General features: G+C 59.2%; 13 protein-coding genes. 5 read left to right on the top strand and 8 right to left on the bottom strand.

The window, feature by feature from the left end; translation table 11 throughout:
* Positions 1–201: 201 nt before the first annotated feature.
* Positions 202–1,278 carry an S-methyl-5-thioribose-1-phosphate isomerase gene (gene mtnA / locus AO068_RS11330; protein ID WP_058408397.1) on the bottom strand — a complete coding sequence of 359 codons (1,077 nt, stop codon included), beginning with the start codon at positions 1,276–1,278 and terminating at the stop codon, positions 202–204.
* A gap of 120 nt (positions 1,279–1,398) precedes the next feature.
* On the opposite strand from mtnA, the gene AO068_RS11335 reads away from it, so the two are divergent.
* The 5 genes from AO068_RS11335 to AO068_RS11355 all read left to right on the top strand — a co-directional run bounded on the left by AO068_RS11335 (position 1,399) and on the right by AO068_RS11355 (position 6,084).
* The gene (locus tag AO068_RS11335) at positions 1,399–2,730 is read left to right on the top strand and encodes a TRZ/ATZ family hydrolase (protein WP_058408398.1); all 1,332 of its coding nucleotides are present in this window, start codon (positions 1,399–1,401) and stop codon (positions 2,728–2,730) included.
* 85 nt (positions 2,731–2,815) lie between these two features.
* On the top strand, positions 2,816–3,514 hold the full coding sequence (gene ubiG, locus AO068_RS11340) for a bifunctional 2-polyprenyl-6-hydroxyphenol methylase/3-demethylubiquinol 3-O-methyltransferase UbiG (protein WP_002554570.1): 699 nt from the start codon (positions 2,816–2,818) through the stop codon (positions 3,512–3,514).
* 3 nt (positions 3,515–3,517) lie between these two features.
* On the top strand, positions 3,518–4,189 hold the full coding sequence (gene mupP / locus AO068_RS11345; RefSeq protein WP_058401268.1) for an N-acetylmuramic acid 6-phosphate phosphatase MupP: 672 nt from the start codon (positions 3,518–3,520) through the stop codon (positions 4,187–4,189).
* A gap of 13 nt (positions 4,190–4,202) precedes the next feature.
* The gene (locus AO068_RS11350) at positions 4,203–4,943 is read left to right on the top strand and encodes a YciK family oxidoreductase (RefSeq protein WP_058408399.1); all 741 of its coding nucleotides are present in this window, start codon (positions 4,203–4,205) and stop codon (positions 4,941–4,943) included.
* 214 nt (positions 4,944–5,157) lie between these two features.
* The gene (locus AO068_RS11355; protein WP_058408400.1) at positions 5,158–6,084 is read left to right on the top strand and encodes a GGDEF domain-containing protein; all 927 of its coding nucleotides are present in this window, start codon (positions 5,158–5,160) and stop codon (positions 6,082–6,084) included.
* A 28-nt stretch (positions 6,085–6,112) separates the two neighbouring features.
* Here AO068_RS11355 and AO068_RS11360 read toward each other — a convergent pair whose 3' ends face one another.
* The 7 genes from AO068_RS11360 to AO068_RS11390 all read right to left on the bottom strand — a co-directional run bounded on the left by AO068_RS11360 (position 6,113) and on the right by AO068_RS11390 (position 13,931).
* On the bottom strand, positions 6,113–6,898 hold the full coding sequence (locus AO068_RS11360) for a TenA family transcriptional regulator (protein ID WP_058401266.1): 786 nt from the start codon (positions 6,896–6,898) through the stop codon (positions 6,113–6,115).
* 29 nt (positions 6,899–6,927) lie between these two features.
* Positions 6,928–9,390: an EAL domain-containing protein gene (locus tag AO068_RS11365; protein ID WP_058408401.1), complete on the bottom strand. Its 2,463-nt coding sequence runs from the start codon at positions 9,388–9,390 to the stop codon at positions 6,928–6,930.
* A gap of 123 nt (positions 9,391–9,513) precedes the next feature.
* Positions 9,514–11,340 (bottom strand): ABC transporter ATP-binding protein, encoded by a 1,827-nt coding sequence (locus AO068_RS11370; protein ID WP_058401265.1) that lies wholly within the window; start codon positions 11,338–11,340, stop codon positions 9,514–9,516.
* On the bottom strand, positions 11,333–11,965 hold the full coding sequence (locus tag AO068_RS11375; RefSeq protein ID WP_005731278.1) for a DsbA family protein: 633 nt from the start codon (positions 11,963–11,965) through the stop codon (positions 11,333–11,335). Before AO068_RS11375 ends, AO068_RS11370 begins: the two co-directional genes overlap by 8 nt.
* Before the next feature lie 3 nt (positions 11,966–11,968).
* Entirely contained in the window at positions 11,969–12,907 is a 939-nt protein-coding gene (gene trhO / locus AO068_RS11380) for an oxygen-dependent tRNA uridine(34) hydroxylase TrhO (RefSeq protein ID WP_032701549.1), read from the bottom strand.
* A gap of 187 nt (positions 12,908–13,094) precedes the next feature.
* Entirely contained in the window at positions 13,095–13,388 is a 294-nt protein-coding gene (locus AO068_RS11385; protein WP_002554579.1) for a BolA family protein, read from the bottom strand.
* Between the two features lie 15 nt (positions 13,389–13,403).
* Positions 13,404–13,931, bottom strand: a complete 528-nt coding sequence (locus AO068_RS11390) for a DUF2059 domain-containing protein (protein ID WP_003314637.1) — start codon at positions 13,929–13,931, stop codon at positions 13,404–13,406.
* Positions 13,932–13,996 lie beyond the last annotated feature (65 nt).

A 13,996-nucleotide genomic window follows, 5' to 3' on the forward strand; every position in this document is an offset into this window, starting at 1 on the left:
ACGAGTTATGCCATGAATCTACGCAGCGTGGGCGACTACAATCAGTGTCCCCGATAACCGCCGGATATTACCACAATCGCCGAGGTGCTCACATCCTTTGCAGGCGCTGAAAACGAGCCACCGGCGTGCAAGACGCCTGAGAAACGCTTACAGGCCCGCCCAGCCGCATTGCACAGCGGCAACGGCCCGAGCCTGTGCGCATCAGTGAAGGTGTTTACGACTCATCAATTGCGCCATGCGCGCGGTATCGGGACGCTCGACAATGCCCTTCTCGGTCACAATGGCATCGATCAGGTCTGCCGGTGTCACATCGAACACCGGATTGAAGGCCTCGACATCCGCGCCGACCCGCTGACCGCCCACTTCAAGCAGCTCACGACCGTCGCGCTCTTCAATGATGATGTCGTCGCCGCTGGCCATTTCCATGTCGATGGTCGAACTCGGTGCCACCACCATGAAGCGCACCCCGTGGTGCATCGCGGCTACGGCAAGCTGATAGGTGCCGATCTTGTTCGCCACGTCACCATTGGCGGTGATGCGGTCGGCCCCGACGATGACCCAGGTAATGCCCTTGGTACGCATCAGGTGCGCAGCGGCAGAGTCTGCATTCAAGGTGACCGGAATGCCTTCGTTGGCCAGCTCCCAGGCGGTAAGCCGCGAACCCTGCAGCCAGGGCCGGGTTTCATCGGCATAGACCCGCTCGATCATGCCTTCCAGATGCGCCGCGCGGATCACGCCCAGCGCAGTCCCGAAACCACCGGTGGCCAGCGCTCCGGTATTGCAGTGGGTGAGCACCGTCTGCAGATTGCCCTGATGCCTGCGGATCAGGTCGGCGCCCAGTTGCGCCATGGTCAGGTTGGCCTCGCGATCACTCAGGTGAATCGCCACGGCTTCTGCCTCAAGGGCCACGAGCGGATCGTCGCCGTCCTTGACACGCATCAGACGATCACGCATCCGGTTCAATGCCCAGAACAGATTCACGGCAGTCGGGCGTGAGTCGGCCAGCAACTGCATGTCTTCTTCCAGCGCCGGATGCCAGTCTTCGCCTTCGGCAATGCGCGCACGTGCGCCCAGCACCGCGCCGTAGGCGGCACTGATACCGATAGCCGGTGCCCCGCGCACGACCATCGTGCGAATCGCCTCGGCGACTCCCTCGGCGGTGGTATAGCGGTGCCAGACTTCCTCGAACGGCAGTACCCGCTGGTCCAGCAGGTACAGAGCGTCGTCTCGCCAATCGATGGCCTTAACTTTCTCTGCAGCCAACAGTCGATCGCGCATCGCCAACTCCATCTTGAACATCCGAAACCCAGCATCAAAAGCCGCTGATTATAGCGAGCCGCCTGCGAAGACGCTCGGGTATACTTCGCCATCAACGTAATAAACGATGGAAACCTTCTCATGCCGAACGCTACAGCACCGCTCGACCTTTTGCTCCTGCCCGCCTGGCTGGTGCCGGTCGAGCCCGCAGGCGTGGTGCTCAAGGACCACGGCATCGGCGTGCGCGATGGCTGTATCGTCTATATAGGCCCACGGGCCGAGGCATTAAGGCAGAATGCAGTGCAGATGCAGGAGCTTCCCGGCATGCTACTCAGCCCCGGCCTGATCAACGCCCACGGTCATGCAGCCATGACGCTGTTTCGCGGACTGGCCGATGACCTGCCACTGATGACCTGGCTGCAGGACCATATCTGGCCTGCCGAAGGCAAATGGGTCAACGAAGACTTCGTCCACGATGGCACCGACCTGGCCATCGCCGAGCAGCTCAAGGGCGGCATCACCTGCTTCTCCGACATGTATTTCTACCCCAAGGTAGCTGCCGAGCGCGTCCACGCCAGCGGCATGCGCGCACAGATCACCGTTCCGGTGCTGGATTTCCCGATTCCGGGGGCTCACACCACCGATGAAGCACTGCACAACGGTATCGAGCTGTTCAACGACCTTGCTCATCATCCACGCATCAAGATCGCCTTTGGCCCGCATGCGCCTTATACCGTGGGTGATGAAAACCTCGAAAAGGTCCGGGTTATCGCCGATGAACTGGACGCCATGATTCAGATGCATGTCCACGAGACCGCATTCGAAGTCGAGCAGGCTGTCGAACAGCGCCAGGAGCGCCCTCTCGCCCGCTTGAATCGCCTGGGCATGCTCGGCCCGCGCTTCCAGGCCGTGCACATGACGCAGATCAACGATGAGGATCTGGCATTGCTGGTGGAAAGCAATACCAACGTCATTCATTGCCCCGAATCCAACCTCAAGCTGGCCAGCGGTTTCTGCCCGGTCGAGCGATTGTGGCAGGCCGGTGTGAACGTTGCAGTGGGTACCGATGGCGCGGCCAGCAACAATGACCTGGACCTGCTCGGCGAAACCCGCACCGCGGCCTTGCTGGCCAAGGCTGTCGCTGGCTCGGCCACGGCGCTGGATGCCCACCGCGCGCTACGCATGGCGACCCTCAACGGTGCCCGCGCACTGGGCATTCAGGCCGAGACCGGCTCGCTGGAGATTGGCAAGGCTGCGGACATGGTCGCTTTCGACCTGTCGGGCCTTGCCCAGCAACCGATTTACGACCCGGTATCGCAGCTTATATATGCCACTGGCCGCGATTGCGTGAGCCATGTCTGGGTGGCCGGCAAGCAATTGCTCGACGCTCGCCGGCTGACCCGCATGGATGAACCCGCACTGCGCGACAACGCGATTGCGTGGGGCAAGCGTATTTCCGGTAAAGCCGAATAATTCGATTCGGACCGAACACATGCCAGTCAGGCTTATCTATAAGCCTGACTGATGAAAAAGAATTTTGAGTTCAAGAGGGACACCCATGAGCAACGTCGACCGCGCAGAAATCGCTAAATTCGAGGCCCTGGCCCATCGCTGGTGGGACCGCGAAAGCGAATTCAAACCGCTGCATGACATCAACCCGCTGCGCGTCAACTGGATCGACGAGCGTGTCGGTCTGGCAGGCAAGAAAGTACTGGACGTCGGCTGCGGCGGCGGCATTCTGAGTGAGGCGATGGCCCTGCGCGGCGCAACAGTCACCGGCATCGACATGGGCGAAGCGCCGCTGGCCGTTGCACAGCTGCATCAGCTTGAATCAGGCGTCAGCGTCGAATATCGGCAGATTACCGCCGAGGACATGGCCGAAGAGATGCCCGAGCAATTCGATGTGGTGACGTGCCTGGAAATGCTTGAGCACGTACCGGACCCATCGTCGGTGATCCGTGCCTGCTACCGCATGGTCAAGCCGGGCGGTCAGGTGTTTTTCTCGACCATCAACCGCAACCCGAAAGCTTATCTGTTCGCCGTGGTCGGTGCCGAGTACATCCTCAACCTGCTGCCGCGCGGGACTCACGACTTCAAAAAATTCATCCGCCCTTCCGAGCTGGGTGCCTGGAGCCGCGATGCAGGCTTGCAGGTCAAGGACATCATCGGCCTGACCTACAACCCGCTGACCAAGCATTACAAGCTGGCCTCCGACGTCGACGTCAACTACATGATCCAGACCCTGCGGGAGGCGTGAGAGATGCGTTTGAGAGCGGTTTTATTCGACATGGACGGCACCCTGCTCGACACCGCACCGGACTTCATCGCCATTGCTCAGGCGATGCTGGCTGACCGCGGCCTTCCCCCGGTACCGGAAAAACTGATCCGCGATGAAGTTTCAGGGGGTGCCAGGGCCATGGTGGCAGCGGCCTTCGCAATGTCGCCGCAAGCGCCGCAATTCGAAGCATTGCGCCTCGAGTTTCTGGAGCGCTATCAGCGTGACTGCGCCGTCCACAGCAAGCTGTTCGATGGCATGGCCGAGTTGCTGGCCGACATCGAGAAGGCCGGCCTGATCTGGGGTGTGGTGACAAACAAGCCGGTGCGCTTTGCTCAGCCGATCATGGAACAACTCGGCCTGGCCGAACGCTCCGCCGTATTGATCTGCCCTGACCATGTCACGCACAGCAAGCCGCACCCCGAGCCGATGATTCTGGCCTGCAAGATGCTCGACCTCGACCCGGCCAGCGTCCTGTTCGTAGGCGACGATCTGCGCGACATAGAGTCCGGTCGCGACGCAGGCACCAAGACCGCTGCCGTGCGCTACGGCTATATCCACCCCGACGACAACCCCGATCACTGGGGTGCCGACGTGGTGGTCGATCATCCGCTGGAACTGCGCAAGGTGCTGGATAACGCACTGTGCAGCTGCTGAACGAGGTTTTTACATGTTTGACTACTCCGCGCACCCGGAACTGCTCAAGGGCCGGATCATTCTAGTCACCGGTGCCGCTCGCGGCATCGGTGCTGCAGCCGCAAAAACCTACGCAGCCCACGGCGCGACTGTTCTGCTGCTGGGCAGGACTGAAGCCAGCCTGGCTCAGGTCCATGACGAGATACAGGCAGCAGGTCATCTGCTGCCGTTGGTCATACCCTTCGACCTGGAAAGCACCGACCCCGCGCAGTATCACGACCTGGCGACCATGATCGAGCGCAAAGTCGGCCGTCTTGACGGGCTGCTGCACAACGCCTCGATCATCGGCCCGCGCACTTCAGTGGAACACCTGCCAGGCGAAGACTTCATGCAGGTCATGCACGTCAACGTCAATGCCACCTTCATGCTCACCCAGGCACTGCTGCCGCTGCTTCAGCGTTCAACGGATGCATCGATAGCCTTCACCTCCAGCAGCGTGGGCCGCAAGGGTCGCGCACAATGGGGCGCGTACGGGGTGTCGAAATTTGCTACCGAAGGCCTGATGCAAACCCTCGCCGACGAGCTTGAAGGCGTTACCAGCGTGCGAGCCAACAGCATCAACCCGGGTGCTACCCGCACCGGCATGCGTGCGCAGGCCTACCCTGACGAAAACCCGCAGAATAATCCCGCGCCCGAAGACATCATGCCGGTCTACCTGTACTTGATGGGGCCGGACAGTAAGGGCATAAACGGGCAGGCGCTGAATGCTCAGTGAGCAAAAATAACCAGACATTGCCGTGACGGAAAACTGTCACGGCAGGCGTTTTTAGCGGCATTTTAAGTCAAGGAATTGCCGACTCGCCCTCACTGTCAGAGAGATGGCGTCAGCTAAACCACTGATTTTAATAAGTCCGGGCAAAAATGAACCGAATGGCACGACATCCCCTCTAACCCAGCCAAGCCAGCAATATGTGCTGAGGAGCGAAGAGATGAATTTTCCTACCCAGACCCATGCAATCGATTTCGATACGGCTGAACTGCAACGCCTGGGTTTTCGAAATCGACCCGACGCCATACTTCCACCCCCGTCACTGCACGAGCTGGTTTATCAGCTTGGGCGACAATTGCAGACCAGCCTGGAAGCCGAGCGGATACTGACCCTGTTTTTTCAGGGTGTGCAACGGTTCCTGCCATTGAGTGGTCTGGCCTATCGACATATCGAAAGTGACCTGAATCTGCGTCTGGGCGAGATGTCATCCGACAGCGCCACTTTTCACCTGCGTCACGAGGGCAAGTGCATCGGTGAGCTGGAGTTTCAAGGCGCCAAGCCATTTGATACCCGGCAGCTGAGCGACCTTGAATCGCTGCTGGTCTGTCTGGTGTACCCGCTGCTGAACGCCCTGCTGTATCGCATTGCGACACAGACGGCGTTGCGCGACCCTTTGACCAGTACCGGTAACCGTATCGCAATGGATCAGGGCCTGGCTCGCGAGATAGAGATATCGCGTCGTCACAAGCAACCGCTTTCATTGCTGATGCTGGATATCGATCATTTCAAGAAAGTGAACGACGAGTACGGCCATCATACTGGCGATGATGTACTGAAAACCGTTGCGCAAAGCCTGAAAGCGCAACTGCGCAATATTGATCGTGTGTTCCGCTACGGCGGCGAAGAGTTCGTGGTGATTCTTTCCAACACCGGAGCCAGCTCGGCTGAACTGATCGGCGAACGCCTGCGCCAGGCCGTGCGGAACCTCGAGTTTCGCGAGCTAGACCCGGCACTGACCATGACTGTCAGCCTGGGATGCTCGACACTGCTGCCGGCAGAAACCGCCGACAGCCTGCTGCGCAGGGCAGACAACGCTCTGTATGTCGCCAAGCGCGAAGGTCGCAACCGACTCGCCATGGCCAGCTAGCACTTTTTCTGCCTCTCTCGCCCTGCCTCTACACTTCCAGCGCGGCAACACGCCCACGCGCAGGCTTGACCTTGTCCAGCTGCATGCAGCGTTCAAGGAACAAATGCATGTAATCGTAGCTCTTGGTAACAGCCTGACGCAGCTCGGCCTGCAGCTGCAGGCTCGGCTTGTTACCCACCAGTGTGCAAATGATCTCGAGCGCCTCCCAAGGGTGCGCGTCGTCGTACTGTGCATGCATCTTGAGCCACTTCATGGCTTTCTTGCGGGTTTCTTCAGGGAATGCTTCGGCGTAGACCCCATTGGAGCAGACCACTGCCGACCACTCGCCCGTCGCCCCTTCAATGGCATAGTTGGTGGCCGCCATCGCAACAGCCAGTGAATCCGAAGAGCTGGTCTGCCAACACCAGTGGCTCAGTGCATGCAGCTCAGGCGCAACTCGTTGATCGTGGAGATCTTCAAGCGTCACGTCGTGCGCCGCACACCAGTTCACCCAGTAGTCGGCATGATTGAGTTCGACGCGAATATTGCGCATCAGCCAGCGGCGCGCCATGTCTTCGCCGGGATGACGACCAAAGCGGGTCTTGGTGAGGTTCTTGGCCATGTACACCGCGAACTGCTCGACAACCGGCCAACCGCCGATCAGGTAATGGCGCATGATCTGCGGGCTCAGCTTTGCATCACGCATCTGCTGGTACAACTCGTGCTCGACCACCCGTGCCTTTGCAGCGCTGCAATCCTTGATCAACTGCTGCGCCCAGGCTGGATAACTGCTGGCTTCCATGAGCGGACCGGTTCTCTCGAAAGTGTCGATCACTGGGTATCTCCTTATAGGGTTTCAACTGATTAACGTAGCGTTCCTGGCGCGCCGAACATCAGGGGGTCAGGCCGTACGGGCTGAATGTAAAGACTCTCGCAAGTGAACAATTCAGGGCGTGCTATCAGATACCCTTGTGCAAAATCCACGCCCATTTCCTGCAACGCAAACTCTATCTGCGGCGTTTCTACGTACTCGGCAATGGTGCGCTTGCCCATCACATGACCAATATTGTTGATGACCTCGACCATAGCCTTGTTGATCGGATTGTCGAGCATGTCCTTTACAAAACTGCCATCGATCTTCAGATAATCCACAGGCAAGTGTTTGAGATAGGCAAAGGACGACATGCCCGAACAGAAGTCATCAAGGGAAAACTGACAGCCCAGCCCTTTCAACTCGTTGATAAAGCGAATTGCGCTGTCCAGGTCTGCAATGGCACTGGTTTCAGTGATCTCGAAACAGATCATTCCAGGCGATACGGCAAACGCCTTGAACTGCTGCTTCAGGTATTCGAGGAACGTATCATCTCCGATACTTGAACCGGATAAATTTATAGCACATAGCGCCTGTGGCACCTGATGCCGATCATCACTCTGGCATTGGGCGATCACTTTGAAGACATTGTGCACCACCCAGCGATCCAGCGTAGTCATAAGGCCGTAGCGCTCGGCAGCCGGGATAAAGTTGTCCGGAACCACCATTCGTCCGGACTCGTCACGCAGGCGCAGAAGAATTTCAATGTGCCGCACCTCGTCGCCTTCACCTTTGATCGACGCGATTTCCTGCGCATAAAGGCAAAAGCGATTTTCATCCATTGCCATGTGCAGACGCTGTATCCAGGCCATCTCGCCGAAACGCATCGACAGGGTCAGGTCATCAACACTGTAGACCTGAACCCGGTTGCGGCCCCTCTCCTTGGCCATATAACAGGCCATGTCGGCAGCAGACAACGACCCCTCAAGCGTGGCGGGTGTATCGCCAAGCTGCACCAGACCAATACTTACGGTAGTCATGAATGGCCGACCTTTCCACATGAAATGCAGGGTCTGCACGATCTCGCGCAGCGCCTCGGCTATATCGAGGGCCATGTCGGCGGGGCAATCGACCAGCAACACGCCGAACTCGTCGCCTCCCAGCCGGGCCAGTGTGTCACCGTCACGCAAGCCCTGCGGCAGTGCCCGGCAAAGCTGGCGCAGCAGCTCATCGCCCGCCGCATGACCACCGGTGTCATTGACCAGCTTGAACTGGTCAAGGTCAAGAAACATCAGGCAATGGCTGCCTGCCTGACCGTCAACAGTATCCAGTACCCGCTGCAGGCGGTGCTCGAATTCACTGCGATTGACCAGCCCGGTCAGCGGATCATGAGCGGCCTGCCATGACAGATCGGCGATGTACTGATGCTCCTGTGTCATGTCATGCAGCACCAGCACCGCCCCACTGACCACGCCTTCGTTGTAGATCGGCGTACCGACCAGCGCTACCGAGACCGTACTGCCATCCAGCCGCTGGATAAGCTTGCTGTTGGCGCTGCCGCCCTTGAGATTGCCGGTAACGATCTGCTCGACCAGCGTCGACGTGTCCTTCTGATCGTTTTCATCCAGCAGATTGAACAGCGCTGTCAGCGGGAGCCCGCTGGCCTGGGTGCTTTTCCAGTGCGTCAGGCCCTCGGCTGCAGGGTTCATATAGACAATGGCCCCGGCCACGTCGATGGTGATCACCCCGTCGCCGATGGACTCCAGGGTAGTCTGGGCGCGCTCTTTCTCAAGTTGCAGGGCATCAGCAAACACGCGCCGCTGGACAATCAGACGACGCACACGCAGCAGCGCCAGAAGAATCAGTAAAACGGCGGTGACCAGATTGACCGCAATCAGCAGGTTGAGGATAAACCTGGACCCCTCGCCCAGCGCATCACTGAACGCCCGTGCTGCGGGCGTTACCCCTTCATTGATGACATTGATCTGCACTCGCCACTGATTGACCTCGGCGGCAGATACGCCGCCCTCACCGACCCGGTCGTGAATATGCCGGGCAAGCTCATTGAGTTGCATGAGGTAGCCATCACCCACCTCCCAAAAGTGAATGGCCTGCTTCATGAAACTGAAGTTATGGAAGTTCAGGTACATCCAGATGATGCCATTAGCGTCATCGGGGTGATTGCCGCCCTGGATGATCCCGGCCCTGGCATCTGCCATGGACGGAATGGGCTGATCGAGCGCCTTGCGCAAGGCGTGGCCACCCTGAGGGACGGAAAAGGCGTTCTGATACTTCAGATAGTCACGCTCATCATGCGTGATGGCGTATAGGCTCAGGTAATGGATGGCATCTTTCTGGCCCTTGGACCAGAGACTCTCGCCCGCCACATAGCTGCGCACCGCAGACATGGTGTAGAGGCTGACACACCCCAGCAACGCCTGAAACAGCGCGACGGCAATGAATGGCCATACGATGCCCAACAGACGGGGCTTGGAGAAGGTCCATGGTTGTTTCATGGGTTTCACCTCACCACATGCCTGAATAAACGTCTAGCGCAGAGACTAGGCTAGATTCGTGAATGATGGCAGGTGATTCTCCCGCAATCGAGCCAACCTGTGCGCTGATCGAAGCATCGCACATCAGATTTGTTGCAAGTGTCCGTACAACTTTGCGTAAAGACCTCCATCGGCAATCAACTGTTGATGTCCACCGTCTTCGACAATCCGCCCGCCATCAAACACCAGAACCCGGTCAGCCTGCTTCACGGCCGACAAGCGGTGAGCGATGATCAGCGTTGTGCGGCTACGCAGAAAACGGGCGAGGGCCTGATGCAGGTTGTACTCGGTAGCCGCATCCAGCGCCGAGGTCGCTTCATCGAGAATAACCACTTTGGGGTCGGACAACACCATGCGCGCGATGGCCATGCGCTGACGCTGCCCACCCGACATTCTGACCCCGGAGCGCCCTACCACGCTGTCCAGCCCTTGCGGCAGATCGCGAATGGCTGACTCCAGTTGCGCAACTTCCAGCGCACGCCAGCAGGCTTCGTCGCTGCAGTCACGACCCATGGTCAGGTTGGCACGCACCGTGTCGTTGAACAGGGCGGGATGCTGCAGCACCACGGCAACGTTCTCACGCACCGTGTCCAGACCGATATCCTGCTGACTGACGCCGCCAAAACGGATCACTCCGGTGCGGGCCGTATACAGGCCCAGCAGCAACTGCACCAAGGTGCTCTTGCCACCACCACTGGCCCCGACGATAGCGACTTTTTCACCCGGCGCGATGCTCAGGTTCAGCTGGTCCAGCACCAGGTCTTCGCCATAGCCGAAAGTCAGGCCACGCACTTCGACCCCTACGGTTTCCTTACCTTCGAATGGATCAGTACCGCCGGCATATTGCGGCTCGTCGGCACGCGCCAGCAGCTCGTTGATGCGCGTCAGAGCACCACCCGCCGCGTAGTAGGCATATTGCAGATTCAACAGTTGCTCCACCGGCGTCATCATGAACCACAGGTAGCTGAACACTGCGAGCATCTGCCCGATCGACAGGTCCGAGAACAGCACCGTGAGCATCGCTGCGGCGCGAAAGATATCGATACCGAACTGGAACAGCAGCCCGCTGGCACGCCCCGATGCGTCGCTTTTCCATTGCGAATTGATGGCGTAATCCCGCACTTCCTGCGCCCGCACGCCCAGGCGGCCAAGGAAGAAACCCTGTCGATTACCCGCCCTGACTTCCTGAATTGCATCGAGCGTTTCGCTCAACGCCTGGGTAAAACGCGACGTGCTGTCGTTCTCCAGCTTTTTGAGGTGCTTGACGCGCTTGCCCAGCTTCACCGTGAGCAGAATCACCAGCGGGTTGAACAGCATGATCAGCAGCGCCAGCTTCCAGTGCATCCACATCAGAATGCCCGCCGTGCCTGCCAGGGTCAGCGTGGCTACCAGCAGCCGACTGAGGGTTTCGCCGACAAACTTGTCCAGCGTGTCCAGGTCGGTCACCAGATGCGTGGTCACCGTGCCGCTGCCCAGGCTTTCGTATTCACGCAGGGAAATACGCTTGAGCCGTTCGATCAGACGTAGCCGGATACGGTAGACGATGTCCTTGGCCAGCCCGGCAAACAGCCGCGCCTGCAGAACGTTGAACACCAGCGCCCCGACACGCAACACCAGGGTCAGCAAGAGCATCAGGCCGATGTAGCCCGCAGCCTTTTGCAGGCCATCAGGCAGCAAGTGATTCATGACTTTCAGTGCCGCATCGCCGCGCCCCAACAACACTTCGTCAACCAGCAACGGCAGCAACAACGGGATCGGCACGCTGCACAGCGTCGCCAGAACCGCGACACCATTGGCCAGCCACAGGGCTTTTTTGTGCCGCAATGCAAGACGACGGATCTCGGCCCAACTCAACGCATCGCCATGCGGGGCGTGCGACTGTCGGGCGGCCTCGGGCGATTCATCACGCACTGGCTGCACGCTCCAGCCATCGACCCAGCAAGGGCGAAAGGCTGCTCAACGGCTGATAACCGTTGGTCAACAGCGCCAGCTGGCCGTTGCGCTCGGCAAGCAGAGTCGGAAAGCCGGCGATGCCCAGATCCTGCGCCCAGGCGAAATCAGCGGCCGTTGCAGCTTGCCGCTCCTTACTCTCGAATTCATCGGCAAATGCCTGACGCGACAGCCCCGCCTGCTCGGCCAGTTCGGCCAGCAATGAAGGACGTGTTACGTCACGACCTTCGCTGTAGAAAGCCCGTTGAATCAGCCCGACCAGTTCCCAGGCGCGGTCCGGGTCCAACTGCCGCGCCGCAGTGACGGCCAGACAGGCAGGCGTGGTGTCGTAGACAAACCCTTCCGGCAGCGCACCGTCGCGAAGAAACGGCTGGCCGGTGGCCTCTTCGACCGCCTGCCAATGCTCAAGAATGTAACGACGCTTGGCCGGTTCCAGCGCTGCACCCTCAGAGCGCAGACCGCCCATGACCAGATGCAGCGGCACACCCGCCGCCCGAGCCTGTTGCACCAATGCGTCGGCAACCGGAGCGAAGCCCCAGCACCACGAACACATAGGGTCCATGACATAGATCAGGCGGGCAGACATGGCTCAGGCCTCGGAGGGTAGACGATAGTTACGACCAATCGGATGGGGCTGGTTACGTGCCTTGGCCAGTTCGATCTGTTTTTGCCGGTCGATGGCGCTGCGGCGAGTCTTCTCGCTCAGCGAATCCCAACAATGCGGGCAGCTGACACCCGGTGAGTAATGCTCGCTGGCGCGATCCTCGGCACTGATCGGCGTACGGCAGGCATGGCACTGGTCGTAGTCGCCTTCGGTCAGGTCGTGGCGCACCGTGACCCGGTTGTCGAACACGAAACACTCGCCGCGCCACTGACTTTCCTGCTCAGGGACTTCTTCCAGGTATTTGAGAATCCCGCCCTTGAGGTGATAGACCTCTTCAAAACCTTCGCCCAGCATGTAACTGGAAGCTTTTTCGCAGCGAATGCCACCGGTGCAGAACATGGCGACCTTCTTGTGCACCGCCGGGTCGAAATGCGCCTTGATGTACTCCGGAAACTCGCGAAAGGACGTGGTCTTCGGATCGATGGCGCCCTCAAAGGTGCCAATCGAGACTTCGTAGTCGTTGCGGGTATCGATCAACAGCACTTCAGGATCAGTGATCAGCTCGTTCCAATCCTTGGGCTCGACGTACGTACCGACGCTCTTGTTGGGGTCGACACCCTCTACGCCCAGGGTCACGATCTCTTTCTTGAGCTTGACCTTGGTGCGATAGAACGGCTGCTCGTCGCAGTAGGATTCCTTGTGGTCGATGTCGATCAGACGCGGATCGCTCTTCAACCAGGCCATCAGGCCGTCAATGCCTTCGCGGCTGCCGGACACCGTACCGTTGATGCCTTCATCGGCGATCAACAGCGTGCCCTTGATGCCGTTGTCGACCATCGCCTGTAACAGCGGCTCGCGCAATGCCACGTAATCGCTGAGGGTCACGAACTTGTATAGCGCAGCTACGACGATCGGCTGAGTCATCGGCTCTTGAGTCATGTATCTCTCCAGTGGCGACCCTCGCAAAGGGCCTACCGGGTAAAAATGTGCGGACAAAAAAACGCACCGGCCAGGCGGCGCGGTGCGGATTCTAGCAAAAACCGGAGTGCAGCAGGCAGGTCAGCGGATCAATCGCCCCGGTAAAAGGGCGCAAATCAGCCAAAAAGCCTGATCAGTGACCGCCAGCACAGGTCGGTGAAGCAGGCGCTGCACCGACCTTCGACCATTCTTCGGGCGTGTAGGTGTGCAACGCCAGCGCATGAAACTCGCCCATCAGGGCACCCAGCGTGGCGTAAACCTTCTGGTGCCGCTTGACCGAATTCAGGCCCTGAAACTGATCACTGACCAGAACAGCCTTGTAATGGGTCTGCTGACCACGACTGTGCATGTGGCTCTCGTCGAGCACTTGCAGATGGTGCGGTTGCAGCAGCGCAAGCGCCGACTCGATTCGTTGTTGCATGGTCATGGCAGCAATCGCCTGTCAGGGCTTTTTGGCAGGAGCTGGAGCGGCTGCCTTGGCAGGTTCCAGTTCGGCAGTCATGTCAGCCAGAAGCTTGTTGACGACCGGCACTGCGCTTTCCAGCTTGCTCTGAGTCAGTTGAGCCGATTGCTGAGCCAGCTCAGGCATTTTGGTCATCACTTTCTTGCCCAGCGGAGACTGGTAGAACGCAACCAGGTCCTTCAGCTCGCTTTCAGTGAAATTGGCGGTGTACAGCTTGACCATCTCAGGCTTGAGCTTGTTCCAGCCAATGGCCTGGTCCAGAGCCGTGTTGGCTTTGGCCTGATAGGTTTCAAGCAGGGCTTTTTTCGATGCAGGTGCCTTGGTTTCAGCAAAACGCTGGGCGAACATCTGCTGAACCTGTGCATAGACCGGAGCGCCCAGGCGATCGGCGTTGGCAAGCTTCAGGAACGTTTCGGCGCTCGCGTTGTGACTGGCGGTGTCGGCGAAGACCTGGCCGCTGGCACAGACCAGGGCTACCGCGGTACAAATGGCACGAAGACGGGTCATCGAGTTTCCTTATCTAGCAAACGAGGCATTACCCCAGGGCCGACCATTCTGCGCTTATCTGGGCT

This window comes from Pseudomonas sp. ICMP 3272 (genome assembly GCF_001466905.1).
GTDB classification, from domain to species: domain Bacteria; phylum Pseudomonadota; class Gammaproteobacteria; order Pseudomonadales; family Pseudomonadaceae; genus Aquipseudomonas; species Aquipseudomonas amygdali.

Excerpts from the sequence above, each read along its gene's own strand:
- AO068_RS11365 (WP_058408401.1), bottom strand. The coding sequence starts at position 9,390 with ATGAAACAACCATGGACCTTCTCCAAGCCCCGTCTGTTGGGCATCGTA.
- AO068_RS11385 (WP_002554579.1), bottom strand. The coding sequence starts at position 13,388 with ATGACCATGCAACAACGAATCGAGTCGGCGCTTGCGCTGCTGCAACCG.
- AO068_RS11390 (WP_003314637.1), bottom strand. The coding sequence starts at position 13,931 with ATGACCCGTCTTCGTGCCATTTGTACCGCGGTAGCCCTGGTCTGTGCC.
- trhO (WP_032701549.1), bottom strand. The coding sequence starts at position 12,907 with ATGACTCAGCCGATCGTCGTAGCTGCGCTATACAAGTTCGTGACCCTC.
- AO068_RS11335 (WP_058408398.1), top strand. The coding sequence starts at position 1,399 with ATGCCGAACGCTACAGCACCGCTCGACCTTTTGCTCCTGCCCGCCTGG.
- ubiG (WP_002554570.1), top strand. The coding sequence starts at position 2,816 with ATGAGCAACGTCGACCGCGCAGAAATCGCTAAATTCGAGGCCCTGGCC.
- AO068_RS11355 (WP_058408400.1), top strand. The coding sequence starts at position 5,158 with ATGAATTTTCCTACCCAGACCCATGCAATCGATTTCGATACGGCTGAA.
- mtnA (WP_058408397.1), bottom strand. The coding sequence starts at position 1,278 with ATGCGCGATCGACTGTTGGCTGCAGAGAAAGTTAAGGCCATCGATTGG.
- AO068_RS11375 (WP_005731278.1), bottom strand. The coding sequence starts at position 11,965 with ATGTCTGCCCGCCTGATCTATGTCATGGACCCTATGTGTTCGTGGTGC.
- mupP (WP_058401268.1), top strand. The coding sequence starts at position 3,518 with ATGCGTTTGAGAGCGGTTTTATTCGACATGGACGGCACCCTGCTCGAC.
- AO068_RS11350 (WP_058408399.1), top strand. The coding sequence starts at position 4,203 with ATGTTTGACTACTCCGCGCACCCGGAACTGCTCAAGGGCCGGATCATT.